Annotated in this window: 27 protein-coding genes; 11 read left to right on the plus strand and 16 right to left on the minus strand. The window is 64.4% G+C overall.

What is annotated here, in order from left to right:
- Positions 1-105 precede the first annotated feature (105 nt).
- A complete protein-coding gene (rpsD, locus tag G8O24_RS00730) occupies positions 106-723 on the plus strand; it encodes a 30S ribosomal protein S4 (protein ID WP_128965520.1) in 618 nt (205 codons plus the stop codon).
- Between the two features lie 89 nt (positions 724-812).
- Positions 813-1,880, plus strand: a complete 1,068-nt coding sequence (locus tag G8O24_RS00735) for a threonine aldolase family protein (RefSeq protein WP_188095521.1) — start codon at positions 813-815, stop codon at positions 1,878-1,880.
- 3 nt (positions 1,881-1,883) lie between these two features.
- Here the strand turns inward: G8O24_RS00735 and G8O24_RS00740 are convergent, their stop codons facing one another.
- The 4 genes from G8O24_RS00740 to grxD are packed head-to-tail and all read right to left on the minus strand — an operon-like array spanning position 1,884 to position 5,341.
- Positions 1,884-3,146, minus strand: coding sequence for a serine hydrolase domain-containing protein (locus G8O24_RS00740; RefSeq protein WP_188095523.1), 1,263 nt, complete (start codon positions 3,144-3,146; stop codon positions 1,884-1,886).
- Positions 3,127-4,413 carry a serine hydrolase domain-containing protein gene (locus G8O24_RS00745; RefSeq protein ID WP_188095524.1) on the minus strand — a complete coding sequence of 429 codons (1,287 nt, stop codon included), beginning with the start codon at positions 4,411-4,413 and terminating at the stop codon, positions 3,127-3,129. Before G8O24_RS00745 ends, G8O24_RS00740 begins: the two co-directional genes overlap by 20 nt.
- 46 nt (positions 4,414-4,459) lie before the next feature.
- The gene (locus G8O24_RS00750) at positions 4,460-5,011 is read right to left on the minus strand and encodes an O-acetyl-ADP-ribose deacetylase (RefSeq protein ID WP_188095526.1); all 552 of its coding nucleotides are present in this window, start codon (positions 5,009-5,011) and stop codon (positions 4,460-4,462) included.
- A gap of 3 nt (positions 5,012-5,014) precedes the next feature.
- Positions 5,015-5,341: a Grx4 family monothiol glutaredoxin gene (gene grxD / locus G8O24_RS00755; protein WP_128926634.1), complete on the minus strand. Its 327-nt coding sequence runs from the start codon at positions 5,339-5,341 to the stop codon at positions 5,015-5,017.
- A 238-nt stretch (positions 5,342-5,579) separates the two neighbouring features.
- On the opposite strand from grxD, the gene egtB reads away from it, so the two are divergent.
- Together egtB and egtD are read left to right on the plus strand one after the other, a co-directional pair.
- Positions 5,580-6,878: an ergothioneine biosynthesis protein EgtB gene (gene egtB / locus G8O24_RS00760; RefSeq protein ID WP_188095757.1), complete on the plus strand. Its 1,299-nt coding sequence runs from the start codon at positions 5,580-5,582 to the stop codon at positions 6,876-6,878.
- Between the two features lie 50 nt (positions 6,879-6,928).
- Complete coding sequence (gene egtD, locus G8O24_RS00765; protein WP_188095527.1) at positions 6,929-7,900, plus strand: L-histidine N(alpha)-methyltransferase; 972 nt, start codon at positions 6,929-6,931, stop codon at positions 7,898-7,900.
- Positions 7,901-7,922: 22 nt separating this feature from the next.
- Here the strand turns inward: egtD and G8O24_RS00770 are convergent, their stop codons facing one another.
- Positions 7,923-9,107, minus strand: a complete 1,185-nt coding sequence (locus G8O24_RS00770) for a low temperature requirement protein A (RefSeq protein ID WP_188095529.1) — start codon at positions 9,105-9,107, stop codon at positions 7,923-7,925.
- 39 nt (positions 9,108-9,146) lie between these two features.
- Entirely contained in the window at positions 9,147-9,383 is a 237-nt protein-coding gene (locus G8O24_RS00775) for a BolA family protein (protein ID WP_015685068.1), read from the minus strand.
- Between the two features lie 196 nt (positions 9,384-9,579).
- Here G8O24_RS00775 and G8O24_RS00780 point away from each other — a divergent pair, with 196 nt between their 5' ends.
- Positions 9,580-9,939 carry a DUF427 domain-containing protein gene (locus G8O24_RS00780; RefSeq protein WP_188095530.1) on the plus strand — a complete coding sequence of 120 codons (360 nt, stop codon included), beginning with the start codon at positions 9,580-9,582 and terminating at the stop codon, positions 9,937-9,939.
- Between the two features lie 66 nt (positions 9,940-10,005).
- Positions 10,006-11,112, plus strand: a complete 1,107-nt coding sequence (locus tag G8O24_RS00785; RefSeq protein WP_188095532.1) for an alpha/beta fold hydrolase — start codon at positions 10,006-10,008, stop codon at positions 11,110-11,112.
- Positions 11,113-11,127: 15 nt separating this feature from the next.
- Here G8O24_RS00785 and G8O24_RS00790 read toward each other — a convergent pair whose 3' ends face one another.
- Positions 11,128-11,301 (minus strand): DUF1328 domain-containing protein, encoded by a 174-nt coding sequence (locus G8O24_RS00790; protein ID WP_092228199.1) that lies wholly within the window; start codon positions 11,299-11,301, stop codon positions 11,128-11,130.
- Positions 11,302-11,486: 185 nt separating this feature from the next.
- On the opposite strand from G8O24_RS00790, the gene G8O24_RS00795 reads away from it, so the two are divergent.
- Entirely contained in the window at positions 11,487-12,674 is a 1,188-nt protein-coding gene (locus G8O24_RS00795; RefSeq protein ID WP_188095533.1) for an acyltransferase family protein, read from the plus strand.
- Between the two features lie 27 nt (positions 12,675-12,701).
- Here G8O24_RS00795 and purL read toward each other — a convergent pair whose 3' ends face one another.
- Positions 12,702-14,912 (minus strand): phosphoribosylformylglycinamidine synthase subunit PurL, encoded by a 2,211-nt coding sequence (gene purL, locus G8O24_RS00800; protein WP_188095535.1) that lies wholly within the window; start codon positions 14,910-14,912, stop codon positions 12,702-12,704.
- Positions 14,913-15,100: 188 nt separating this feature from the next.
- Between purL and G8O24_RS00805 the strand changes: the two genes are divergently transcribed.
- Positions 15,101-15,580, plus strand: coding sequence for a PaaI family thioesterase (locus G8O24_RS00805; protein WP_188095537.1), 480 nt, complete (start codon positions 15,101-15,103; stop codon positions 15,578-15,580).
- 54 nt (positions 15,581-15,634) lie between these two features.
- Here the strand turns inward: G8O24_RS00805 and G8O24_RS00810 are convergent, their stop codons facing one another.
- Both G8O24_RS00810 and purQ read right to left on the minus strand, forming a co-directional pair.
- Positions 15,635-16,606, minus strand: a complete 972-nt coding sequence (locus tag G8O24_RS00810; protein WP_188095538.1) for a tripartite tricarboxylate transporter substrate binding protein BugD — start codon at positions 16,604-16,606, stop codon at positions 15,635-15,637.
- Entirely contained in the window at positions 16,603-17,304 is a 702-nt protein-coding gene (gene purQ / locus G8O24_RS00815) for a phosphoribosylformylglycinamidine synthase subunit PurQ (RefSeq protein ID WP_188095540.1), read from the minus strand. Before purQ ends, G8O24_RS00810 begins: the two co-directional genes overlap by 4 nt.
- A 167-nt stretch (positions 17,305-17,471) precedes the next feature.
- Here purQ and G8O24_RS00820 point away from each other — a divergent pair, with 167 nt between their 5' ends.
- Complete coding sequence (locus G8O24_RS00820) at positions 17,472-18,488, plus strand: magnesium and cobalt transport protein CorA (RefSeq protein ID WP_188095542.1); 1,017 nt, start codon at positions 17,472-17,474, stop codon at positions 18,486-18,488.
- A gap of 22 nt (positions 18,489-18,510) precedes the next feature.
- Here G8O24_RS00820 and purS read toward each other — a convergent pair whose 3' ends face one another.
- Positions 18,511-18,750 (minus strand): phosphoribosylformylglycinamidine synthase subunit PurS, encoded by a 240-nt coding sequence (purS, locus tag G8O24_RS00825; RefSeq protein ID WP_061847426.1) that lies wholly within the window; start codon positions 18,748-18,750, stop codon positions 18,511-18,513.
- Between the two features lie 13 nt (positions 18,751-18,763).
- Positions 18,764-19,531 carry a phosphoribosylaminoimidazolesuccinocarboxamide synthase gene (gene purC, locus G8O24_RS00830; RefSeq protein WP_172782948.1) on the minus strand — a complete coding sequence of 256 codons (768 nt, stop codon included), beginning with the start codon at positions 19,529-19,531 and terminating at the stop codon, positions 18,764-18,766.
- A 319-nt stretch (positions 19,532-19,850) separates the two neighbouring features.
- On the opposite strand from purC, the gene G8O24_RS00835 reads away from it, so the two are divergent.
- Positions 19,851-20,174 carry a DUF1476 domain-containing protein gene (locus G8O24_RS00835; protein WP_188095544.1) on the plus strand — a complete coding sequence of 108 codons (324 nt, stop codon included), beginning with the start codon at positions 19,851-19,853 and terminating at the stop codon, positions 20,172-20,174.
- 58 nt (positions 20,175-20,232) lie between these two features.
- On the opposite strand, the gene cynS is transcribed toward G8O24_RS00835, so the two are convergent.
- The 4 genes from cynS to G8O24_RS00855 form a co-directional block, all read right to left on the minus strand.
- Positions 20,233-20,721 (minus strand): cyanase, encoded by a 489-nt coding sequence (cynS, locus tag G8O24_RS00840; RefSeq protein WP_188095546.1) that lies wholly within the window; start codon positions 20,719-20,721, stop codon positions 20,233-20,235.
- 64 nt (positions 20,722-20,785) lie between these two features.
- On the minus strand, positions 20,786-21,718 hold the full coding sequence (locus tag G8O24_RS00845; protein ID WP_188095548.1) for an ABC transporter ATP-binding protein: 933 nt from the start codon (positions 21,716-21,718) through the stop codon (positions 20,786-20,788).
- Positions 21,719-21,721: 3 nt separating this feature from the next.
- On the minus strand, positions 21,722-22,561 hold the full coding sequence (gene ntrB / locus G8O24_RS00850; RefSeq protein ID WP_188095550.1) for a nitrate ABC transporter permease: 840 nt from the start codon (positions 22,559-22,561) through the stop codon (positions 21,722-21,724).
- Positions 22,562-22,730: 169 nt separating this feature from the next.
- Complete coding sequence (locus G8O24_RS00855) at positions 22,731-24,110, minus strand: CmpA/NrtA family ABC transporter substrate-binding protein (protein WP_188095553.1); 1,380 nt, start codon at positions 24,108-24,110, stop codon at positions 22,731-22,733.
- 160 nt (positions 24,111-24,270) lie between these two features.
- On the opposite strand from G8O24_RS00855, the gene G8O24_RS00860 reads away from it, so the two are divergent.
- Positions 24,271-26,196 carry a sigma 54-interacting transcriptional regulator gene (locus G8O24_RS00860; RefSeq protein ID WP_188095554.1) on the plus strand — a complete coding sequence of 642 codons (1,926 nt, stop codon included), beginning with the start codon at positions 24,271-24,273 and terminating at the stop codon, positions 26,194-26,196.
- The last annotated feature ends 76 nt before the right edge of the window (positions 26,197-26,272 follow it).

A 26,272-nucleotide genomic window follows, 5' to 3' on the forward strand; every position in this document is an offset into this window, starting at 1 on the left:
GTCCGCTCCCTTAAAGCTTTGGGGATTGGACCTGTCGGTGCCAGGCTACAGCCTGTCACACAGGAGGGCGCGTTTCCTCATATCCATGCAACCGAAGAGGACGCGATGACTAAGCGCAGTGAGGCGAAGTACAAGATCGATCGCCGTATGGGCCAGAACATCTGGGGCCGCCCGAAGAGCCCCGTGAATCGCCGCGAGTACGGCCCCGGCCAGCATGGCCAGCGCCGCAAGGGCAAGCTCTCGGACTTCGGCGTGCAGCTGCGCGCCAAGCAGAAGCTGAAGGGCTACTACGCCAACATCAGCGAGCGCCAGTTCCACGGCATCTATGTCGAGGCGAGCCGCCTCAAGGGTGATACCGGCGAGAACCTGATCGGCCTGCTCGAGCGTCGTCTCGACGCGGTCGTGTACCGCGCCAAGTTCGTCTCGACGATCTTCGCCGCCCGTCAGTTCATCAACCACGGCCACATCAAGGTGAACGGCCGCAAGGTCAACATCTCGAGCTACCAGGTCAAGATCGGCGACGTGATCGAGGTCAAGGAAGCCTCCAAGCAGCTCGCTCACGTGCTCGAAGCCAGCCAACTCCCCGAGCGCGACACCCCCGACTATCTCGAAGTCGACCACGGCAAGATGACCGCCAAATACGTGCGCGTCCCCGGCCTCTCCGACGTGCCGTTCCCGGTGCAGATGGAGCCCCATCTGGTCGTCGAATTCTATTCGCGCTAAGATCTGAATATCGAAAGGCCCCGGTTCGCCGGGGCCTTTTTGCTTAAGAGCCACAGTTCAGTGGCCGCAATGCTTCGAGGAGCCGTCGCATGCTCTACACCCCTCCCCCGATCGATCCCAAGGCGCCTCCGGTGCGCATCAATCTGCTGTCGGACACGCAGACGAGGCCGACGGCCGGAATGCGCGAGGCGATGGCGCGCGCGGAGGTCGGCGACGAGCAGGTTGGCGATGATCCGACCGTGAACGCATTGTGCGAGCGCGTGGCCGCGCTGCTCGGCAAGGAAGCCGCGGTGTACATGCCCTCGGGCACGATGTGCAACGTCACCGCGACGCTGGTGCATTGCCGCCCTGGAGACGAGATCCTGGCGCATGAGACCGCGCACATCATCGCCCGCGAAGGCGGCGCGCATGCCGCGATCGGCGGCTTCCAGGTGACGCAGCTCAAGGGCGCCGACGGCCAATTCACGCCGGAGACGTTCCGGAAGGCCCTGCATCCGCGCACGCGCTACCAGCCGCCGCAGACCGTCGTCAGCGTCGAGCAGACCGCCAATATCGGCGGCGGCACGATCTGGAAAAAGACCGCGCTCGACGAGATCGTCGCGATCGCCAAGCAGCACGGCCTCGTCACCCACATGGATGGCGCGCGCCTGCTGAACGCGACCGTCGCGAGCGGCATCTCCCCGCGCGACATGACCGCGGGCTGGGATTCGGCCTGGATCGATTTCTCCAAGGGCCTGGGCGCACCGATCGGCGGCGTGCTCGCGGGCACCCGCGCCTTCATCGATGCGGTCTGGCAGTGGAAGCAGCGCCTCGGCGGCTCGATGCGGCAGGCCGGCATCTGTGCGGCCGCCTGCATCTACGCCCTCGACCACCACGTCGAGCGCCTTGCCGACGACCACGCCAATGCGCGCGCGCTCGCCCGCGGGCTGTCGCAGATATCAGGCATCGAGGTGCAGGAGCCCGAGACCAACCTCGTGTTCTTCAAGCCCGACGGCGCCGGCATTGCCGGCGACAAGATGGTCGCGGCGCTGCGCCAACGCGGCGTGACGCTCGCGATGATGGACGGCCGCATCCGCGCCTGCACCCATCTCGACGTCACCGCGGCCCAAGTCGAGGAGACGATCGGATACGTGCGCGAGATCGTGCGCGCCGCCTAACCATCAGCGGTTCATTGCTGCATAGACCAGCCGCTTCACCTCGTCCTGGATCGGACCGCGCTGCGAGGGCGACTGCATCATGCAGATCACGAACATGTCGTCGGCGGGATCGATGAAGAAGAAGGTGCCGCCGACACCGTCCCAGCGATATTCGCCGGCCGGCAGTGCGCCGTTCGCCATGGTGCGCACGGCGAAGCCGAGACCAAAGCTGCTGTCGCGGCCCGGAAAGTAGAACTCGGGCTCCGTCCTGACGCCAGTCCCTGCGAGCTGGTCGGAAGTCATCTGCGCCAGCGTCTCGCGCCTGAGATAGCGGCGGCCCGCGAGCTCGCCGCCGCCGAGCAGCATCTGCGCGAAACGCGCGTAGTCTTTGATCGTGCCGACCATGCCGGCGCCACCGGATTCCCAGCGACGCGGCGCAGTCGCCTCCGTGATGCCGGCGACGGGACGATCGAACCAGTCGCCGGGCAAGGGCTCGGCGATCAGCGGCCGCTTGGCATCGTCGGCGACGAAGAATGCGGTATCCCGCATCTCCAGGGGATCGAGCAGCCGCTGCTTCTCGAATTGATCGAGCGACTGGCCCGAGGCGATCTCGATCACGCGCCCGAGCACGTCGGTGGAATGGCCGTAATCCCACACCGTCCCAGGCTGCTCGGCCAGCGGCAGCCGCACAAGCCGCGCGACGAATTGCGCGTTGTCAGGATCGCCGTCGAATAGGCCGGCCTGCGCATAGAGCTTGCGCACGGGACTATCGCCGTAGAAACCATAGGTGATGCCGGAGGTATGACGGAGCAGGTCGCGCACCGTGATCGGCCGGGCGAGCGGCTGCAGCGCCAGCTTGCCGCCTGTCTGGGGGACGCCGACCTGCACATCGGCAAAGGCTGGAATGTATTTCGCGACAGCATCGTCGAGCGCGAGCTTGCCGTCCTCCACGAGCATCATCGCCGCCACCGAGGTGATCGGTTTCGACATCGAGTAGAGCCGAAAGATGCTGTCCTCCGTCATCGGCTGCGCCGTCGTCACGTTGCGCAGGCCGAAGCTCTCGGAGAGCACCGGCTTGCCGTGCTGCTGGATCAGCAGGACGGCTCCCGGAATCCTCCGGGCGGCGACCTCGCCGCGGAGAAAGGCGCTGACGCGCGCGAGCCCCGCGGCCGAGAAGCCGCGCGCGACCGGTGCTTCGGCGTGGACCTTACCGGCCGCGCCGGCCAGCAGGACAAGGGCGGCAACGAGGACGGCGCGCGCGAGGGCCTCAGTTCTCCATGGCCTCATAGACCAACTGCTTCAATGTCCGCTGCACGCGCTGGCGCTCGCTCGGGGTCTGCTCCAGCAGGACGAAGAACATGTCCTGCTTGGGGTCGATGACGAAATAGCAGCCGGAGGCGCCGTCCCATTTCAGTTCGCCGAGATCGCCGGGCGGCGGCGGCTTGGCGTTGCCGGGATCGGTGCGCACCGCGAGCCCGAGCCCGAAGCCGAAACCATCGCCGGGGAAATAGAAATAATCGCGGTCGACGCCCGAATTCGGGCCGATCTGGTCGGTCGTCATCAGCTTGAACGTCTCGGGCTTGAGAACCGTCTTGCCGTCGAGACTGCCGCCGTTGAGCAGCATCTGCGCGAAGCGCTGATAGTCGGCCATGGTCGTGACCATGCCGCCGCTGGCAAACTGGATCTTCTTGACGACCGTCGGATCGTTGATCCGGCCGACGCGGAAATCGCTGTCGTTCGGCACCGGCTGCGCAAGCAGCTTCTGCTTCTCGGGGTCGGTGACGAAGAAGCCGGTATCGACCATGCCGAGCGGGTCGAGCAGCTTCTCCCTGATGATGTCGATCAGCGGCTTGCCCGCCGCGATCTCCATGACGCGCGCCAGCACGTCGGTGGAGTGGCCATATTGCCAGAGAGCGCCCGGCTGATTGTGCAGCGGCAATTTGGCGATGCGCTCGGCGAACTCGGCAAGGTCGAAATCGCCGGCATAGATGTTGGCGGCGCGATAGGCTTGGCGAACCAGGCTGTCGCCATAGAATCCATAGGTGACGCCCGAGGTGTGCGTCATCAGATCCTTCACCGTCATCGGCCGGTTCGGCGCCACCAGCTCGAGCGACTTGGTGCCATCCTCCGCTTTCTTCTCGACGCCGACCTTCACGTTGGCGAAGGACGGGATGTATTTGGAGACGGGATCGTCGAGCTTGAACTTGCCGTCCTCGAGCATCTTCATCGCCGCCACCGAAGTGATCGCCTTGCTCATCGAGAACAGGCGGAAGATCGTCTTGTCGGTGATCGGCGCCTTGCTGACCACGTCCTGCACGCCGAAGGCTTGGTGATAGACCGGCTTGCCATGCTGCTTGATCAGCACCGTGGCGCCGGCGATCTTGCCGGTCGCGACCTCGTTCTTGAAGAACTCGCTGACCTTGGCGAGCTTGTCCTGATTGAAATGCGCGCCGGCTGGAATCTCGTAGGTGCCTTCGGCGCGGGCGAGCGACATCGTGCCAAACGAAACGAGCGCGCCGCAAACCAATGCGCGTAGTCCAATACGTGAAATCATATCCCCTCCCCGGAACATGGCGGGGCGGAGTGTACCGGGCGCGCCGTCAGGCACAAGGGCTGCCGTAGCGCGCCAAAACGTCGGTGTGGAGCGCAGCGCTTCTCTCCGAGAAACAGCAAAATATGACGCGGGCGACTGAGGGGGCGATCGGCAAGGCGTCGATGGTCGTATGGACTGCAATCTTCGCGGCCTGGTCGGCCGGAAAACGATAGACCCCAGTCGAGATCGCGGAGAACGCCAGCGAGTTCAACCCATTGGCCTGGCACAACTCAAGCGCACGGCGATAGCAGGAACTGAGCGCTTCGGCCTCTCCGCGGCTGCCGCCGGACCAGACCGGACCGACCGCGTGGATCACGTGACGGGCGGGCAGCAGGTAGCCATTCGTGATCCTGGCATCGCCGGTGGGGCATCCCCCGAGTGTCCGGCACTCAGCGACCAGTTCGAGCCCGGCCGCCCGATGGATCGCCCCATCCACGCCGCCCCCGCCAAGGAGCGACGCGTTGGCCGCGTTGACGATGGCGTCAACGCCCAGCGTGGTGATGTCGGCGACGACGACCTCGAGCTGGACATCGCCGATCCGGCGCGCCAGCACGGTCATGCATCACGCCGCGACGACGACGCCCTTCTCGGAGAAGAGCTGCTGCAATTCGCCGGCCTGGAACATCTCGCGGACGATGTCGCAGCCGCCGATGAACTCACCCTTGACGTAGAGCTGGGGGATGGTCGGCCAGTTCGAATATTCCTTGATGCCGTTACGCAGCTCGGCGGATTCGAGCACGTTGAGGCCCTTATAGCCGACGCCGACGTGGTCGAGGATCTGGACGACCTGGCCGGAGAAACCGCACTGCGGAAATTGCGGCGTTCCCTTCATGAACAGAACCACGTCGTTCGACTTCACTTCGTTGTCGATGAATTCCGCGATGCTCATATCCGTGTCCTTCTGGGGCAGAGCCCTCACCTGTCAATCCGGGCCGGCTCAGCCGATCTAACCCGATACCTGCCCATATATGTAGCCCAAACCGTTGTGCATCCAAAGTAAAATGGAAAAGAGCGGCCCCGGAGGGCCGGCCGGGGTGGCCTGTCCCCATTACATGACGGCACGAATATCATCACCGCGGAGGACTTTCATACCGTAACGGAGCCCCTATCTAGGACGAACCTCGGTGTTGGAACCTGATATCGCCAACAACGTTCTCTTGTCCTGTCTGGAGAAAAACGTGACGAAACAAGCCTCCGCTACGGCCGATCAGCCGCTTTCGTCACCGTCGGCCGCCCCCGGCGGCCTCGCCCAGAGGCTGGAGACCGCCTTTCTCGCCGTTCGTCACGAGACCGAACGCCGGGCCGCGCCGCTCTCGCCTGAGGATCAGCAGATCCAGTCCATGCCGGACGCAAGCCCGGCGAAATGGCACCGGGCCCATACCACCTGGTTCTGGGAGCAGTTTCTGCTCGGCGAGCACGCGGCGGGCTACCGGCCCTTCCATCCCGACTTCGCCTTCCTGTTCAACTCCTATTACGTCAGCGCCGGCCCCCGCCATGCCCGCAATCATCGCGGCGACATCACCCGGCCCAGTGCCGGCGAGGTCGGCGCCTATCGCAGACATGTCGACGCAGCCGTCGTCAAGTTCTTCCGCGAAGCCGGCGAGGACCAACTCCGTGAGATCGTCCCGCTGATCGAGGTCGGGCTGAATCACGAGCAGCAGCATCAGGAATTGATGTTCACCGACATCCTGCATGCGTTCGCGCAGAACCCGGTCTATCCGGCTTACGATCCGGACTGGCGCTTTCCGGCCGCGACGCGGACGGGTGAGGAGTGGTTGACGCTCAACGAAGGCATCCACACCGTCGGCCATGTCGACGACAGCTTCCATTTCGACAACGAGAAGCCGGCGCATCGCGCCCTGGTCGGCCCCGTGAAGATCGCCCGCAATCTCGTCAGCAACGGCGAATGGCTCGCCTTCATGCGCGACGGCGGCTACGCGAAAGCAACGCTGTGGCTGATGGACGGCTTTGCCGCCGCCAGCAAGGACGATTGGCAGGCGCCGGGCCATTGGCGCGAGATCGACGGTGAGTGGCACGTGATGACGCTCGCCGGCGTCAAGCCGGTCGATCCCGACGCCCCGGTCTGCCACGTCAGCTATTACGAAGCCGATGCGTTCGCACGCTGGGCCGGAAAGCATCTGCCGACCGAGATGGAGTGGGAGGTCGCGGCCCGCGCCGGCCAGCTCAACGATGCCTTCGGCATCGTCTGGCAGTGGACGCGTTCGTCGTATTCACCCTACCCCGGCTACCGCGCCGTCGAAGGCGCGCTCGGCGAGTACAACGGCAAGTTCATGGTCAACCAGCTGGTGCTGCGCGGCTCCTCGCTGGCGACGCCCGACGGTCACAGCCGCGTCACATATCGCAACTTCTTCTATCCGCACCACCGCTGGCAGTTCACGGGGTTGCGGCTCGCCGACTACGCGTAAGAATTCATCCGACGACAATACGCGCCGGACAGCGCGTTCAGGAGAGTATCATGAATGTGCACGCCAGCGCTTTGGCCGAAGCCCATCTTCCCGACGAACAGACCACCGCGTTCGCCCGCGAGGCGATCGAGGACCTCTCGCAGCAGCCGAAAAAGCTGTCGCCGAAATATTTCTACGACGCTGCTGGATCGGAGCTGTTCGAGGCAATCACGCGCCTGCCGGAATATTATCCGACGCGCACCGAGCTCGCGATCCTGAAGGAGCGCGGCGGTGAGATCGCAAAGATCATTCCGGAGCATGCGGCACTGGTCGAGTTCGGCGCCGGCGCGACCACGAAGGTCCGCCTGCTGCTGAACCATTGCAAGTTCGCAGCCTATGTGCCCGTCGACATCTCCGGCGATTTCCTGCAGGCGCAGGCCAACGGGCTGAAGCGGGATTTCCCTTCCCTTGGCATCTATCCGGTGGCCGCGGATTTCACCACGCCGTTCGAGTTGCCGAAGGCGGTCGCATCCATGCCCAAGGTCGGCTTCTTCCCGGGCTCGACCATCGGCAATTTCGAGCCGGAGGAAGCGCAGGCGTTCCTGAAGAGCGCCCGCCAGATCCTCGGCAAGGGTGCGCAGATGATCATCGGCGCCGACCTCGAGAAGGAGGAGCGCCTGCTGCATGCCGCCTATAATGATGCGGCCGGCGTCACCGCGCGGTTCAATCTCAATGTGCTGGTGCGGATCAACCGCGAGCTCGGCGGCAATTTCGACCTCTCCGCCTTCACCCATCGGGCGATCTACAATCACGCACGGCACCGCATCGAGATGCACCTGATCAGCCGCAAGGCCCAGACCGTGCGCCTGCTCGGCACCAGCTTCTCGTTCAAGCCGGGCGAGAGCATCCACACCGAGAACAGCTACAAATACAGCCTCGAGCGCTTCGCCGCGCTGGCGCAAGGCGCCGGCTGGCGCGTGCGCGAGAGCTGGACGGACGCGGCGAAGATGTTCTCGGTGCACGCGCTGGAGGCGGCGGAGTAAGGCTCCGTCGCTTCAACGCTCCTTACGCCTCTTCCGCCTTCGAGCCCAGCGACACCGATTCCCACGCCGCGACCACGATCATGATCACGCTGGTTGCGACCGTCAGCCAGAGCGGCGACAGGTCGCTTGCGAACCAGCACAGCGCTGCGAGCGCGATGATGCCGATGCCGTGGGAGAGCTGGAGGAAGCCGCGGATCGAGTGCTTGAACAGGATGGTGCCGATCAGGAACACCAGCGGGCCGGCGATCGTGCTGACGATGGTGCGGACATCGGAGTGTCCGGTCGGGTGCTTCAGCACCAGTTCGTCCGAAACCGCGGTCAGGATGATGCCGGCGACGATCGGCATGTGCAGATAGGTATAAGCGAGCCGTGCCAGCCGGCCGGATTCGGCCGATTTCGAGATCCGTTCGGAGCCGGCCTCCGCGCCCTTGTGGAAATAGACCCACCACATCGCGATGCTGCCGACGAGGCACGCCACGAAGGCCAGGATGTTGTCCGCGGTCCAGTCCAGCTCGGCAAAGGTCGCGCCGTTGACGACGACGGCCTCGCCGAGCGCGATGATGATGAAGCCGGCGCAGCGCTCGGCCATGTGGCCGCCCTCGACCGCCCAGGCCTCGACCGACGAGAAACCCAGCTTCGGCACCCAGAAGCGCACCGCGGGCGAGACATATTCGATGGCGAGTGCCGCGATCCAGAACCACAGCCTCTCCTCGCCGTGCGAAAGGCCGCCTGATATCCACAGCACCGCGGAGCCGCAAAGCCAGACCAGGATGCGGATCGCGTTGTGGCGCACGGCGGTGCGATGGCGCGGGGTCGCGAACAGCCAGAACGCGGTCCGTCCGACCTGCATGGCCGCGTAGGCGACCGCAAACCAGAGGCCGCGGCCGTCGAATGCGCTGGGAATCGTCGTCGACAGCACGAGGCCGCCCAGCATCATCAGGAAGATCAGGATGCGGACCGGCGTCAGCTCGGGGTTGAGCCAGTTGGTGACCCAGGCGGTATAGACCCACACCCACCACACCGCCAGGAACAGCAGCGTGACCTCGACCGCGCCGAGCGGTGTGAAGTGATGCAGCAGCGTGTGCGAGATCTGCGTGACGGCGAAGACGAAGACGAGATCGAAGAACAGCTCGGCGTTGGTGACACGGCTCGGCTGGTTCGGCACGATCACGCGAAACATCGCGCCGCGCGGATTGTCCGCAGCCATCATCGCTCCAATCGTACGATCAGGTCGGATGCGTTCAGGTCAGGTGCCCGGTACCCCGGTTTGCAGCGCCAGCGCGTGCAGCACGCCGCCCATCTGACCCTGCAGGGACCGATAGACGATCTGGTGCTGCTGGACGCGGGATTTGCCGCGGAAGGATTCCGAGATCACGGTGGCAGCATAGTGGTCGCCATCGCCGGCGAGGTCACGGATGGTCACCTCGGCATCGGGGATCGCTGCCTTGATCATCGCCTCGATATCGTGGGCGTCCATGGGCATTCGGGTCTAGCTCCTGTCTCGTCGGCTTGCGGCCTCAGGCATCGAATCGCTGCCGGGGGTCCCCTCTCCGGCAGGGCAAACTTAGCGTGAACGGTCTTCTACGTCACGCCTCCAGGCACTATATCCCGGATCCCATCAGGATAAAGGCACGACAAAGTGCCGCGCGCGGCAGATTGATCGAAAAGGCGTGAAATTCATGAAGCTTCCAGGCCCCGACCACCCCATCACCATCACCCAAAACCCCCGCCGCGTCCGCGTCACGGCGGGCGATATCGTGATTGCCGAGAGCACCAAGGCGCTGACGCTGAAAGAAGCCCGCTATCCGGCGGTGCAATATCTGCCGCGGGAGGATGCCAATATGGCGCTGCTGGAGCGTACTGCTCGCACCACCCATTGCCCCTACAAGGGGGACGCCAGTTACTACAGCGTCAAGGCCGGCGACAAGACGCTGGACAACGCCATCTGGACCTACGAGACGCCGTTTCCCGCGATGGCGGAGATCTCGGGCCACCTCGCCTTCTATCCGGACAAGGTGAAGATCGAGGAAGTGGGATAAGGCTCATTGGCGTTCTGACGCCGGGGCGATCGTCAGGCGCTTCCCTGCATCGACACGGGGCACGCGATGCCGCGCAAGGCCGCAAGACGGATTGGGGTCTCGTTGCTGGGGGTCGCCGGCGTCCTCGTGATCGCGGCCGCTGCGGCCCTCGGGTTTCGTGCCTATCGCCAGCATCTTGCTGCCGAAACGCTGGCCATCCGCTCGCCCAACGGCGTGCAGGAAGGCGCCTTCGTCGACATCGGCGGCATCAAGCAATGGATCGTGATCCGCGGCGAGGATCGGGCTAACCCGGTCCTCCTGTTCGTCCACGGCGGGCCCGGAGGCTCGACCTTGCCGATCTCGTCGGGTTGGCGCCCCTGGGAAAAGCATTTCACCGTCGTGCAATGGGACCAGCGCGGCACCGGCCGCACCTATGGCGCCGCAGGAGAAGATACGCTCGCGCCGACCATGACGCTGGAGCGCATGACGCAGGACGGCATCGAGCTGGTCGAGTACCTGCGAAGCCATCTCCACAAGGACAAGATTGTCCTGGTCGGGCATTCCTGGGGCTCGTTCCTGGGCATTCACATCGTCAAGCAGCGCCCGGATCTGTTTTATGCCTATGTCGGCACCGGACAGGTGGTCGGCAGGGTGACATTCGAGACATCATTCGAGCTCGCGATCGTTCATCTGCAACAGCTGGCGCAGTCAGCCGGCAACGGCGAGGCCCTGACCGAATTGGCACCACTCGTCGCGCGCCCGGTGATGACCCCGGAAAATCGACTGGTCGCGGATAAATGGAGCAAGACACTTGGGCTGCCCTCCATCGAGAGCTTCCAGCTGGCGGGGCCGGTCCCGCCCCCGTTCATGCCGGACTTCTCGCTGCTGGACTGGTACTACTGGCGCAAGGGAATGGCGTTCTCCGCAAAATATCTACGCGGACGGGACGGCCCCATGTTCAAGCGCGACATCAGATCGCTGGGGCCGGCGTTTTCGATCCCCGTGGTCCTCATCGAGGGCGATGCGGACTACAACACGCCGAGCGGTCCGGCCGAACAATTCTTTGATCAGATCACGGCCCCCTATAAGGAATTTGTCCGCGTCGCCGGCGGCGAGCATTTCATTCCGTTCGATCGCCCCGACCAGTTCCTGGCGGCGCTGCTTACCTACGTGAAACCGCTCGCGCACGATTGAGACCGGACATGTCCGCTAGGCTCGAAAGATCGTGAGCCCCAGTATCAGCAGCACCAGGAAGATCACGACGAAGACGTAGAACAGGAAGCGCGCGACATCGGCCGAAGCGGCCGAGATGCCGGTGAAGCCGAGCACACCGGCCACAATCGAGATCAGCAGGAAGATCAGCGCCCATTTCAGGATCGTCATTGGCAGCTCCGCTGGTAGCGGCCGTCGCAATCGCGGCCCCTCACCCGTTTCGGAAACGCTAACTGCGTTGTGCGGAACTGGTTCCTGAACCCACAAGGGAAGGATTCGACGCCACAACGGCCCTTGCTGAATCGGGTTCCTGGCGGCACAGTCCGGCCGGGACGGAAAGCGCGACCGGGGCGGCCATGATTACGATGTCACATTCTGCGACGATCGGCGCTGAAGCGCATGCGGCGCCGAAGGCGAAGGCGCGCAACCTCTCGCTCGACCGCGCCCGCACCTTCCTGACGCTGGTGGTGCTGCTGCATCATTCCGTCATTCCCTACACCCATTTCGGCCACACCGATCCGAGCTCCTGGATCGGCTTCGACATCGTCGTGCTCGCCACCGACAGCTTCTTCATGGCGATGTTCTTCTTCCTGTCGGGACTGTTCACCTGGCCCGGCATCGCGCGCAAGGCGCCACAGGTCTTCCTGCGCGACCGGCTGCTGCGGCTCGGGCTGCCGTTCGCCATCGCGGCTTTCACGGTCATTCCGCTCGCCTATTACGCGCTCGCGCTGCGCGAAAATCCCGAGCTGAGCTTCGCTGCGTTCTGGTGGAAGACGGTCACATCAGGGCCATGGCCAAGTGGACCGATCTGGTTCGTCTGGGTGCTGCTGGCGTTCGACCTCACCGCCAGCCTGCTCTACCGGGTGTCTGCGCATCTGGTCGATCCCGTGAATCGCATTTCGGTCCGGGGCTTTGAACAACCGGCCGTGTTCTGGCTGCTGCTCGCCGTCGTGACCATCATCGTCTATGTGCCGGCGCTGATCTATTTCGGCGCCAACAGATGGTTCGAGTTCGGGCCGTTCTCGGTGCAGGCGAGCCGGATCCTGCTCTACTTCGCCTATTTCTTCATTGGCGCCAGCGTGGGCGCCGCGAATTTCGATCGCGGCATCCTCAGTGCCGACGGCCAGCTGCCGAAGCAGCGCTGGCTGTGGGTGGGCGCGACGCTGATCCCCTACTGCCTGATGTGGGGCATGATCTACATCAAGCGCGAGATCCTCGGAAATCCCGACGTGCTGCCGCACTGGTACCATGCGATCTACGGCACGTTCCTGGTGCTGTTCTCGGCCGCGATCCTGCTCACGATCCTCGCCTTCTTCCTGCACGCGAAGGCGCCCGGACCCACCCTGCTCGACCGGATGCAGGCCGACGCCTACGGCATATTCCTGGTGCACTACCCGATCGCATTGTGGATCCAGTATGTGCTGTACGATTATTCGCTGCCTGCGATCGTGAAGGCCGCGATCGGCTTCGCGCTCACGCTGCTGCTGAGTTGGGGCGTGACGGCAGCTTTGCGGAAGATTCCGGGCGCCTCGCACGTGTTGTAGATACGAGGCCGAGGGTGAGGCGGCGCCTTACGCCGCCTTGCCGCTCATATAATCCGGCAGCCAGCGCTCGTGCGAGGTCCGCAAGATATCGATCGAAACAGGCGCTTCGCCGACAATCGCGATCGCATCGCCGCCGGTGGTGCCGATGCGCACGCAGGGCACCTCGCAGCCGCGCATCTTGGCGAGCACGCGGCCGGCTTCGGTTTCCGGCACGGTGACGAGATAGCGCGCCTGGTCTTCGCCGAACCAATAGGCCTGCGACACCAGCGACGTCGGCGCGGCCAGCAGCTTGGCGCCGATGCCGCCCGCCATCGCCATTTCGGCGAGTGCGATCAAGAGGCCGCCGTCGGAGAGGTCGTGCACCGCGGTTGCCGTGCCCGCATGGATCATGCCGCGCACGCAATCGCCATTGCGCTTCTCGGCCGCAAGATCGACCGGCGGCGGTGCGCCCTCCTCGCGACCGCAGATGTCGCGCAGGTACACCGACTGGCCGAGCCAGCCATGGGTCTCACCAATCAAGAGGATCGCCTCGCCCTCGGCCTTGAAGGCCAGCGACGCCGACTTGGTGAAATCGTCGAGCAATCCGACGCCGCCGATCGAGGGCGTCGGCAGGATCGCGCGGCCGTTGGTCTCGTTGTAGAGCGAGACGTTGCCGGACACGACCGGGAAGTCGAGCGTGCGGCAGGCTTCCGAGATGCCTTTCAGGCAGCCGACGAACTGGCCCATGATCTCGGGCCGTTCGGGGTTGCCGAAATTGAGATTGTCGGTGATCGCGAGCGGCTTGCCGCCGACGGCGGTGATGTTGCGCCAGGCTTCCGCCACCGCCTGCATACCACCTTGATAAGGATCGGCCTCGCAATAGCGCGGCGTGACGTCGACGGTCAGCGCGAGGCCCTTCGGCCCGTCCTGCACGCGCACCACGGCGGCATCGCCACCCGGACGCTGCATGGTGTTGCCGAGAATGACGTGGTCGTACTGCTCCCAGACCCAGCGCTTAGAGCACATGTCGGGCGTGCCGATCAGCTTCTCCAGCGCGGCGCCGAGCGCCATCGGCGCGGGCACGTCGCGCGCATGCACGATCGGCAGCGCGGCGGAGGGGACATGCGGACGGTCATAGACCGGCGCCTCGTCGCCGAGTTCCTTGATCGGCAGATCAGCCATGACGTCGCCGCCGTGCTTGACCACGAAGCGCTTGCTCGGCGTGGTGTAGCCGACGACAGCGAAATCGAGGCCCCACTTCTTGAAGATCGCCTCGGCTTCCTTTTCCTTCTCGGGCTTGAGCACCATGAGCATGCGCTCCTGGCTTTCCGAGAGCATCATCTCGTAGGCGCTCATGCCGGTCTCGCGGGTCGGCACCGCGTCGAGATCGAGATCGACGCCGAGATCGCCCTTGGCGCCCATCTCGACGGCCGAGCAGGTCAGGCCCGCCGCGCCCATGTCCTGGATCGCGATGACGCAACCCTTCTCCATGATCTCGAGGCAGGCTTCCAGCAGCAGCTTTTCGGCGAAGGGATCGCCGACCTGCACGGTCGGGCGCTTCTCCTCGGACTTGTCGTCGAATTCGGCCGAGGCCATCGAGGCGCCGTGGATGCCGTCGCGCCCCGTCTTGGAGCCGAGATAGACGATCGGCATGTTCACGCCGGAGGCCGCCGCATAGAAGATCTTGTCGGCATCGGCGAGGCCGACCGCCATCGCGTTGACGAGGATGTTGCCGTCATAGCGGGTGTGGAAGCGAACCTGGCCGCCGACCGTCGGCACGCCGAAGGAGTTGCCGTAGCCGCCGACGCCGGCGACGACGCCCGAGACGAGATGGCGCGTTTTGGCATGTTCGGGCGCGCCGAAGCTGAGCGCGTTCAGGCAGGCGATCGGGCGCGCGCCCATGGTGAAGACGTCGCGCAGGATGCCGCCGACGCCGGTGGTTGCGCCCTGATAGGGCTCGATGTAGCTCGGGTGGTTGTGGCTCTCCATCTTGAAGACCACGGCCTGGCCGTCGCCGATGTCGATCACGCCGGCATTCTCGCCGGGGCCCTGGATCACCCATGGCGCCTTGGTCGGCAGGCCGCGCAGATGGATGCGCGAGGATTTGTACGAGCAGTGCTCGTTCCACATCGCCGAGAAGATGCCGAGCTCGGTGAAGGTCGGCTCCCGCCCGATCAGCTTCAGGATGCGCTCGTACTCGTCGGGCTTGAGCCCGTGGGCGGCAACCAGTTCGGGGGTGATCTTGGGTTCGTTCTTCATGGCTTCAGGGGCTTTCGGCGGCGCTTTGGCCGTTCTTAGGAAGATCGGAGGCTCACGAAAAGCCCTTTATGGCGCATTTTCCCGCTGTCCCACGTTTTGCCGGCAGGCCGCCCCGCGGGAACAGCAATTGCATGGCGTGGACGGATCGGATTTAAGGGCTCACGACCCGCAATTGAAGGCCCATTTCCTTGCACGAATTGACCAAAACGCCCCCGCCCCACCGTCCCGACCTGCATATCGCGACCGAGGGGGAGTTCGCGGGCTGGCAGACCTGGATCCGCGACAGCTTTGAGAACCATATCGGCCCCTTCTGGCACCGTTTCGAGGCCGACGGCCGCGTCCGCTGCGCCTTCCGGGTCGAGAAAAAGCACCTCAACGGCTCCCAGAACGTCCATGGCGGCTGCTTCATGGCGTTCGCCGATTACTGCCTGTTCGCGATCGCCCGCCATGAGCTGCAGGGCAAGGGCGTGACCGTCAATTTCGGCTGCGAATTCCTGGACGCGGGCCACGAGGGCGAGCTGATCGAGTGCACCGGCGAGGTCACCCGCGCCGGCGGCTCGCTGATCTTCCTGCGCGGGGAGATGATGGCGGGCGAACGGCGCCTGTTCACCTTCTCCGGCACGATCAAGCGGGTGAAGCGGAAGCCGGCAACGCAGGCAAAGGCATAGCTCGGCGCCTTGTCGAGCCGTCCGCAGGCCTCTGCATCTACGATTGAGCCGCCATTACTTGGCGTCGTCAGCCAGCATCTTGCGATACTTCTCGACATCGCGCGTCACGAGCTTTTGCAGAACCTCGGGCGTGTGCTCGTCGGGATCCGGCGCAACGGTCGACAGGTCGGCAAAGCGCTTCTTCACCGCATCGGTCTCCACCGCCGTGCGTGCCGCCGCGTTCAGCTTGGCGATGATTTCAGGCGGCGTGCCCTTGGGCGCGAACAGGCCGTTCCAGCCCTGCGCCTCGAATTCCGGCAGACCGGCTTCAGCTGACGTCGGCAGATCAGGCAGCGTCGCAAGCCGCACCGTCGAGCCGACGACGAGACCCTTCACCAGCTTCTCGTTGATCGACTGCGAGACGGAGGCGGCCGCGTCGCAGACGCCGTCGATCTGGCTGCCAATCGCATCCGTCAGCGCCGGCGACGCGCCGCGATAGCCGACCAGCGTCGCGTCGATCCCGGCGGCCGTGACAAAACTCTTGCAGATGAGATAGTTCGACGAGCCGACGCCGGCGTGTCCCAGATTGATCTTGCCCGGATTGGCCTTGGCGTAGGCGATAAACTCCTTCAGATCCTTCGCCGGAAAATCCTTGCGCAGCGCGATGATGCCGAAGGTCTTCGCCACCATCGCGATCGGCGCGAAGGACTCGGGCGTGAACGGCAGCTTCGGATAGATGGTGTAGGTCGCAGCATTGGTGCCGGCATTGCCGATCGCGATGGTGTAGCCGTCGGGCTCGGCGCGGGAAGCGCGCGCCAGCGCGGTCGAGCCGCCGGCGCCGGCGACGTTCTCGATCACGATGGACTGGCCCAGCGCCACGCCCATCTGCTCGGCCACCGTGCGCGCGATCACGTCCGAGGTGCCGCCTGCGGCGAACGGCACGATCATGGTGATCGGACGCTTGGGGAAATCCTGGGCGAATGCAGACGTCGCGAGCGCGACAACGGCAATGGCGGCCGACAGCCGCTTCACCACGAACGAGATCACGCCGCCTTTTCCAGATGCGCAGTGAGGCCGGCGAACAGGCCGCGGCCATCGGTGCAGCCCATGATGTCTTCGACGTGGTTTTCCGGATGCGGCATCATGCCGAGCACGTTGCCCTTGTCGTTGACGATGCCGGCGATCGAATGCGCCGCGCCGTTGATGTTGGCGGCCTCGTCGACCACGCCGTCGGCCGAGCAGTAGCGATAGAGCACCCGTCCCTCGCCTTCGAGCCGCTTGATGGTCTCTTCATCCGCCTCGTAATTGCCTTCGCCATGCGCGACCGGCACGCGGATCACCTGGCCGGCATTGTAGCCGCGGGTGAACGGCGTGTCGGAGCGCTCGACGCGCAGATGCACGTCCTTGCAGATGAATTTCAGCCGCGCGTTGCGCATCAGCACGCCCGGCAGGAGCCCGGACTCGCAGAGGATCTGGAAGCCGTTGCAGACGCCGAGCACGAGACCGCCCTTGGCCGCATAGTCACGCACCGCATCCATCACAGGCGCCCGCGCCGCAATCGCGCCGCAGCGCAGGTAATCACCGTAGGAGAAGCCGCCCGGCACCACCACGAGGTCGGTACCCGCCGGCAGCGACGGCTCGGCATGCCATACCATCGCAGGCTCGTGGCCCGAGATCAGTTTCAACGCCCGCGCCATGTCGCGCTCGCGATTGATTCCGGGAAAGACGAGGACGGCGGCTTTCATGCTTCGGGTTCCCAGAGTGGCTGGAATCGGGCTGGCCCGTGGGGCCAATTGATCAGGAGACATAGCCATTTGACGGGGATTTTACCAGTGCTAGCCTCGCTAGACGGCCTTGTACACAGGCCATGCCACGGCACTTTTGCCTGACGATCTTGCCCGGGATGGAAGCCATGAATGTCCCGTCGCGGCCCACCTCTCCTGCCGAACCGGTGCCCACCGAGGGTATCGTCGCGGCCGGTGCCTATGTCGACGGCCGGCGTGTCGCCAATATCGCCATCAGCGAGGCCTCGAGCTGGCGCGCCAAGCCGGGCCACGTGGTCTGGATCGGGCTGCACGAGCCTGATATGGCGCTGCTCGGCGCGGTGCAGAAGCAGTTCGACCTGCACGACCTCGCCATCGAGGACGCCAACCACGCGCATCAGCGACCGAAGATCGAGCAATATGGCGAGGCCCTGTTCATCGTCGCGCGCACCGCGCAACTGCTCGAGGGTCGCATCGCCTTCGGCGAAACGCACATCTTCGTCGGCGAAGGCTATCTGGTCTCGGTGCGCCACGGCGCCTCGACGTCCTACACGCCGGTGCGCGAACGCTGCGAAAGTTGCCCGCGGGCGCTCGCCCGCGGCGAGGACTACATCCTCTACGCCATCCTCGATTTCATCGTCGACAACTATTCGCCGGTGCTCGAGAGCATCCACGACGAGGTCGAAGGCATCGAGGACGACGTGCTGTCCAAGCCGATCAGCAAGGCGCAGATCGAGCGATTATACATGCTGCGCCGCGACCTGCTGCGGCTCAGGACCGCGATCGGCCCGTTGGTGGAAGTGTGCCGCCGGCTCGAGCATGACGAACTGTCGATGGTGCGGCAGGCCATGCAGCCGCTGTTCCGCGACGTGACCGACCACGTTCGCAACATCCAGGAGCGCATCGATTCGATGCGCGAGGTGCTGGCCTTCGCGTTCGAGGCGAGCCTGCTGGTCGGCCAGGCGCAGGAGACTGCGGTGTCGAAGAAGCTCGCCTCGTGGCTTGCGATCCTCGCGGTCCCGACCGCGTTCGCCGGCATCTACGGCATGAACTTCAAGAACATGCCGGAGCTGCAATGGGAGTACGGCTATTACAGCCTGCTCGGCGTCATGGCGGTCTCGTGCGCCGCGCTCTATTGGCGCTTCCGCCGCGCCGGGTGGCTGTGACACCAGGCGGGCAACTCGAGCGCTACACGATCTCGACCCGATAGTTCTCGATCACGGTATTCGCCAGCAGCTTGTCGGCGGCGTCCTTCAGCGCGGCTTCGGCCTTGGCCTTGTCGGCGCCGGCGAGCTCGATGTCGAACACCTTGCCCTGGCGGACGCTGGCGATGCCGTCGACGCCGAGCGACTTCAGTGCGCCTTCGATGGCCTTGCCTTGCGGATCCAGGATACCCGTCTTCAGGGTAACGGTGACACGTGCCTTCACGTCATCTTCCTCTTCAGCTCTTCACCAGCACCGGACCCGTGCCCTGCGGACGCTCGTTCTCCATGAGGATGCCGAGACGTTTTGCAACTTCCGTGTAAGCCTCCAGCAGGCCGCCCAGGTCGCGACGGAAACGGTCCTTGTCGAGCTTCTCGTTCGACTTGATGTCCCACAGACGGCAAGAGTCCGGCGAGATCTCGTCGGCGACGATGATGCGCATCATCTCGTTCTCGAACAGGCGGCCGCACTCCATCTTGAAGTCGACGAGGCGGATGCCGATGCCGAGGAAAAGGCCGGTGAGGAAATCGTTGACGCGAATGGCGAGCGCCATGATGTCGTCGATCTCCTGGGGCGTGGCCCAGCCGAACGCGGTGATGTGCTCTTCCGACACCATGGGGTCGTTGAGCTGGTCGTTCTTGTAGTAGAACTCGATGATCGACCGGGGCAGCTGCGTGCCCTCCTCGATGCCGAGGCGCTGCGACAGCGAGCCGGCGGCCACGTTCCGCACCACCACCTCAAGCGGCACGATCTCGACCTCGCGAATCAACTGCTCCCGCATGTTGAGGCGGCGGATGAAATGGGTCGGCACCCCGATGTCGTTGAGGTGCTGAAACAGGTACTCCGAGATCCGGTTGTTGAGGACACCCTTGCCCTCGATCACCTGATGCTTTTTGGCATTGAACGCGGTGGCGTCGTCCTTGAAGTGCTGGATCAGGGTACCGGGCTCCGGACCTTCATACAGAACCTTTGCCTTGCCTTCATAAATGCGACGCCGACGGCTCATTGGGATGTACCGTGTTTTGTTGAAATCCATGTATTTGGTGTGCTCCGGTTACCAGGTTACGACCCACAGCGGAGCTGCCGTGAACGGCTGGGAACCCGTCTATATCCAGAGGAAACAGACCGGGAACCAAGCCTTTAGGCAACCTATCCGATTGGCTGTCCCAGCACAATCGATCCGGCCAATCCGACGCTGACTTATACCGCCTTGCCTGCGGCTTTACGGCTCGTTGTTTCGCCGATTCCTGCCCCCTATCTAGGCATGCGCCGGGCCCCTCGCAACGAGGGCCGCCGGGTCCAGTCAGCAGGGAATTGGAAAAGGCATGAGCGAAATCAACAAGCGCGAGGAGGGCTTTGAAAAGAAGTTCGCCCTCGACGAGGAGCAGAAATTCAAGGCGGAGGCCCGCCGCAACCGGCTGCTCGGCCTGTGGGCGGCCGAAAAGCTCGGCATCACGGGCGAAGCCGCTGCCGCCTATGCCAAGGAGGTCGTCGCGGCCGATTTCGAGGAGGCCGGCGATGCCGACGTCCTGCGCAAGGTCATGGCCGATTTCGCCGCCAGGAACGTCGCGCTCACCGAGCAGGCGATTCGCGCCAAGATGAGCGAATTGCTGGCGGTTGCGACCGCGGAGGTGAAGGCGGGGAAGTGACAAGAAGTGTCATTCCGGGTCGCGCGCCAGCGCGGACCCGGAATGACAGAGGCCTGTCTCACCCCTCCTTGAAGCCGTATTCCGGCACGTTGCCGCTGGCGCCGTAATATTTGTAAGGCAGGAACTTACCTGACATGGTGATCTTGACGCGATCGCCCTTCGGATTGGCGACGCGCTCGATTCCCATGTCGAAGTCGATCGCCGACATGATGCCGTCGCCGAACTCCTCCTCGATCAATGCCTTCCAGGCCGGGCCGTTCACCATCACCATCTCGTAGAAGCGGTAGATCAAGGGATCGGTCGGCGGCATCGGCGTGCCGGTGCCGCGCATCGGCACCTCGTTGAGCATGGCGGTCTCGGTCTTGGACAGGCCGAACAGCTCGCCGGCGTTCGCCGCCTGCGGCTTGGTCAGTTTCATCTGGCCCATGATCGCGCCGACGATCAGCACCTCGGAATAGCCGCCGATCTTCTCGCAGATGTATTTCCAGCTCCAGCCCTTCTCGCGCTTGATGTCGAGCAGCTTCTCGGTGAGGTCTTCGCGTTTCATGTCGGTCTCCTTGGTTGTCGTCATGCCCGGGCTTGTCCCGGGCATCCACGTTCTTGGTCGCACCTCAGGAAGACGTGGATGGCCGGGACAAGCCCGGCCATGACGCCTCTCTGGGCGACTCCGGCTTCGCATCAGATGCGATCGTGAGGCCGGGCTTGCCGATCTGCACGGTCGGCACGTTGCGCGGATCGTGATCGGGCCGCTCGGCCACAAACGTCTTGCTGCGCGTCACCAGGAAATCGATGATGTGGTTGCGCAGCGCGTAATAAAGCGGATGGCGGTGCAGATCCGTGCGACCACGATCCTTCGGCAGCGGGTTCTCGACGACCTCCGCCAGCATTGCACCCGGGCCGTTGGTCATGAGGAAGATCTTGTCGGCGAGATAGATCGCCTCGTCGACGTCGTGGGTGATCATGAATGCGGTCTGCCCGGTCTGAAGGCAAATCCGACGCACCTCGTCCTGCAGCGTGCCGCGGGTCAGCGCATCGAGCGCCGAGAACGGCTCGTCCATCAGCATCATCTTCGGCGTGATCGACAGCGCCCGCGCGATGCCGACGCGCTGCTTCATGCCGCCTGACAGCTCCGAGGGACGCTTGTGCTCTGAGCCCGTCAACCCGACGAGATCGATGAAAGTCTGCGCATGCGCCTTCACCCTGGCGCGGTCCCAGCTCCGCCATTTCGAGCTCACGGCATAGGCGACGTTGCCGAGCACGGTCCGCCACGGCAGCAGCGCGTGGCTCTGGAAGATCACGGCGCGGTCGAGGCTGGTGCCTGATATCGCCTGGCCGTCGACGATGACGGCGCCCTCGCTCGGCGCATCGAGGCCGGCGAGGATGTTGAGCACCGTGGTCTTGCCGCAGCCGGAATGGCCGATCACGCAAGCGAACTCGCCGCGCGCCATCGACAGCCACAGATTTTCGAAGATCGTCGTCGTGGCCCCGCTCCTACCCGGATAGCGCTTCGCGATGCCCTCGATGGAGATGAATTTGTCGGTCACGGCCTACTCCGGAAACGTGACCAGGCGCGAAAAGCGCGCGAGGATCTGATCGAGCAGCATGCCGACGATTCCGATCAATAGGATCGCGATGATCACATTGGTAATCGAGAGATTGTTCCACTCGTTCCAGACGAAGTAACCGATGCCGGTGCCGCCGACGAGCATTTCGGCGGCGACAATGACGAGCCAGGCAATGCCGATAGAGATGCGCATGCCGGTCAGGATGGTTGGCGCCGCCGCGGGGAGGATCACCGTGAAGGCGCGCCTGATCGTGCCGACCTCCAGCGTCCGCGCCACGTTGATCCATTCCTTGCGCACGCTCGCGACACCGAACACGGTGTTGAGCAGCATCGGCCAGATCGAGCAGATGAAGATGACGAAGATCGCCGAGATCGAGGAATCCTTGATGGTGTAGAGCGCGAGCGGCATCCAGGCGAGCGGCGAGATCGGCTTCAGCACCTGGATGAACGGGTCGAGGGCCCGGCTCAGCAGCGGCGACATGCCGATCAGGAATCCGAGCGGAATGGCGACGAGCACGGCAAGAAGGTAGCCAGTGCCGACGCGTGCGATCGAATAAGCAAGCTGGATGCCGAGGCCCTTGTCGTTCGGCCCGTTGTCGTAGAACGGCCTCTTCAAATGCTCCCAGAGCTTGGCGCCGACATCGAGCGGCCCGGGCATCGCCGACTTTCCTTGCGTCGCCGTCAGGCCCATCAGCTTGGCGTATTCCGGGCTCATGGTGGCAACAGGCGCCGTCGAGCGCGTCGCGAGATGCCAGATGCCGAGGAACGCAGCGAGCAGCGCGATCGAGACGATCGCCGCGCGGAGACGGAGGGAGCTGTTCATCTTGCGAGATCCCTCCGCCCGTCGTCCCGGCGAAGGCCGGGACCCATACCGCGGAATCTATCGATCGGGTTCGGTACGAGTACCGAACGACGAGTCTTCGCCAAACCTCTCCCTGGGGTTATGGGTCCCGGCCTTCGCCGGGACGACGATGAGGAGAGAGCGCGGCCCATCACAACTGCTTCCTGATCTTGAAGCTGGCGGCGTAATCCTGGGGCTTTTCCGGGTCGAAATTCTTGCCCATCACCGCGAACGATTTGTAGCTGCTTGTGGGCGGCGTGAGCCCCATCTCGGTCATCAGCTTCCTGGTGTCGGTCGCCAGATACACCTGCTCGGCGACCGCCTTGTAGTCGACATCGCCCTTGATCTGGCCCCACCGCTTCATCTGCGTCAGCATCCACACCGCAAAGGACTGCCAGGGGAACGGATCGAAATCGACGCGCTTTGGGTCGGTCTTCACCCCGCCAAGACCGTCGGCATAGGTGCCGGTCAGCACCTGTTCCAGCACCGTCACCGGCGCATTGATGTAGTTGGCGGGCGCGATGGCTTCGGCGATCTGCTTGCGGTTCTCGGCCTTCGACGCATAGGCGGTGGCATCGACGATCGCGCGCGTCAGTGCCGCAAAGCTGTTCGGCGCCGTCGTGATGAATTCGCGGCTGGCAGCAAAGCTGCAGCAGGGATGGCCGTCCCAGATCTCCTTCGACAGCAAATGCATGAAGCCGACACCGTCGTAGATCGCGCGCTGGCAGACGTTGTCGGGCGCGAGGAAGCCGTCGATGTTGTCGGCGCGGAGATTGGCGACCATCTCCGGCGGCGGCACCGAGCGCAGCTGCACGTCGGTGTCGGGGTCGAGCCCGTGCTCGGCGAGATAATAGCGCAGCAGGTAATTGTGCATGGAATAGTCGAAGGGGACGGCGAACTTCAGACCCTTCCAGTCCTTCGGATCGCGCTTGTCCTTGTGCTTGGTCGCGAGCACGATGCCCTGCCCGTTGATGTTCTCGATCGCGGGCACGGCGAAGGGAATCGCATTGGCGCCAAGGCCGAGCGAGATCGCGATCGGCATCGGCGCCAGCATGTGGGCGGCGTCGTATTCCTTGTTGATGGTCTTGTCGCGAATCACGGCCCAGCCGGCGGTCTTGACCACCTCGACGTTGAGGCCGTGCTTCGAATAGAAGCCGAGCGGCGCCGCCATGATGATCGGGGTCGCGCAGGTGATCGGGATGAAGCCGACCTTGAGGTCTTTCTTCTCTGGCGTGCCGGTGTCGGCGAACACCTCGGTTGCTGATTTCAGCGGAAAGAATTGCGACAGCGCGGCCAGCGCCGTGGAGGCGCCGACCGATTTCAGGAAGGCGCGCCGCGCCACATCTTGGGGAAACATCGCGCGCATCACGGCAGACGCAACGACGCCCTCGTAGCGCTGCTCTTCGCTCTCGACCGGCTCGCAAGCCAGCGCTGTCGCCTGCGCGTGCTCTTGCTCGGAACGATGCTGGCCGCAGGCACAGCCGGCGCGAAGGTTGCGATCGGGATCAAACGGATTGTCGAAAATGGACATCGGCCCTCCTGCGCGTCATTGCGAGCAGGAATTACGCAAAGAGCATGCCATCCCCTTCCGAGCGCCCAATGCATTGAAGGCACAGCATTTTCGCCTGCGCTTGGCTACTACGAAAACTCGTGATAAACGAAATTTCGTAGCCGAATTACGAGATCTCGCAATGGCAACGACGCCAACGTTCGCCCACGATGATGTGGCTCCCGTCGTCGACCCACGCGTCGCAGCCTTCGAATCGTCCGTCGAAGCGACGCTGCTGGTCGATCCCTACAGCGACCAGATCGTCGACGCCAATCCGGCTGCCTGCGGCCTGCTCGGCTATGACCGCGCGCTGCTGCGGCAGACCAAAGCCAGCACCCTCCACGCCGGCGAACTCCCCGCTCTCACCGTCTTCACCCAGGCCGTGCTGCACAAGGGCGCCTATTGGACCACCGCCCTCACCCCGCGCCATGCCACGGGGCAAACGCTCAGGCTCGAATATGCGGGCTGCCTCCTGCCCCATGACGGCCGCACGCTTTTGCTGCTGACGCTGACCGATCTCGAAGCGCGCCGCCGCCGCAATGTCGATGCCGCCGCCGAAGACCACATGCGCAGCGGGATTGCGACCTGGCAGCGGGTCGAGCGTGTGTTCCAGGACATCGAGCGCGAGAACCAGCTGATCCTGCGCGCTGCCGGCGAAGGCATCTATGGCGTCAATGCCGAGGGCAAGACCACCTTCGTCAACCCCGCGGCCGAGCGCATGCTGGGCTGGACTGCCGAGGAGTTGGTCGGCAAGGAGATTCACCCGATCGTCCACCACACCCATCACGACGGCCGGCACTATCACGACCATGATTGCCCGATCTATGCAGCGTTCCGCGACGGTGCCGTGCACCAGGTCGACGGCGAGGTGTTCTGGCGCAAGGACGGCTCGCCGGCCTGGGTCGAATACACCTCGACGCCCATTCGCGACCGCGGTGTGGTGGTCGGCGCCGTCGTGGTGTTTCGCGACGTCAGCCAGCGCCGCGAGGCCGACGAGAAGCTGCATGCCGCGCTCACCGAGGTCGACCGATTGCGCGAACGGCTGGAGCTCGAGAACGCCTATCTCCAGGAGGAAATCCGCATCGAGACCAATCCGCGCGGCATCATCGGTCAAAGCGAGGCGATCCAGAAGACGCTGCGCCAGGTCAAGCTGGTGGCACCGACCACGGCCGCGGTGATGATCACCGGCGAGTCCGGCACCGGCAAGGAGCTGATCGCGCGCGCCATCCACGAGGATTCCACCCGCAGCGACCGGCCGCTGATCCGCGTCAACTGTGCCGCGATCCCGCGCGAATTGTTCGAGAGCGAGTTCTTCGGCCATGTCCGCGGCGCCTTCACCGGCGCGACGCGCGACCGCATCGGCCGCTTCGAGCTCGCCGATGGCGGCACGCTGTTCCTCGACGAGGTCGGCGAGATCCCGCTGGAATTACAGGGCAAGCTGCTGCGCGTCTTGCAGGAGGGCAATTTCGAGCGCGTCGGGCAGGAGCGTACGCGGACCGTCGACGTCCGCGTCATCGCCGCGACCAACCGCGATCTCAAGCAGGAGGTGCAGCGCGGCCGTTTCCGCGAGGACCTCTATTTCCGCCTCAACGTGTTCCCGATCGAGACGGTGCCGTTGCGCGAACGGCGCGAGGACATTCCGCTGCTCGCCCAGCATTTTCTCAACCGCGAGGGCAAGGCGCTGAAGTCGAACTTGCGCCTCTCCGAGGGCGATGCGCGGCGGCTCGCCCGCTACGACTGGCCCGGCAATGTCCGCGAATTGCAGAACGTGATCGAGCGCGCCGCGATCCTGTCGCAGAATGGCCGCCTGCGGATCGATCTGCCGGATCCTTCAGGCGCACAGGCGCCTAGCGGCGCCGCCCGCCAGAAGGCCGACGCACGGCCGGCCGTCATGACCTCAGCGGAAATGCGCGACCACGAGCGCGCCAACATTCTGGCCGCGCTCGAGGCCTGCGCGGGAAAAGTGTTCGGCCCCGGCGGCGCGGCCGAGATGCTGGACATCAAGCCAACCACGCTGGCCTCGCGGATCAAGGCGCTGGGAATCGCGCCCCGTCCGCGGGCGATATGAACGTGACCGGGCAAAGACGAAAAAGAAGCGAGTTAGAGGAGCCTCCCACCTCTTTAATCTCCACGGTGACGGAAGT

The organism is Bradyrhizobium campsiandrae, from assembly GCF_014529705.1.
Lineage (GTDB): Bacteria > Pseudomonadota > Alphaproteobacteria > Rhizobiales > Xanthobacteraceae > Bradyrhizobium > Bradyrhizobium campsiandrae.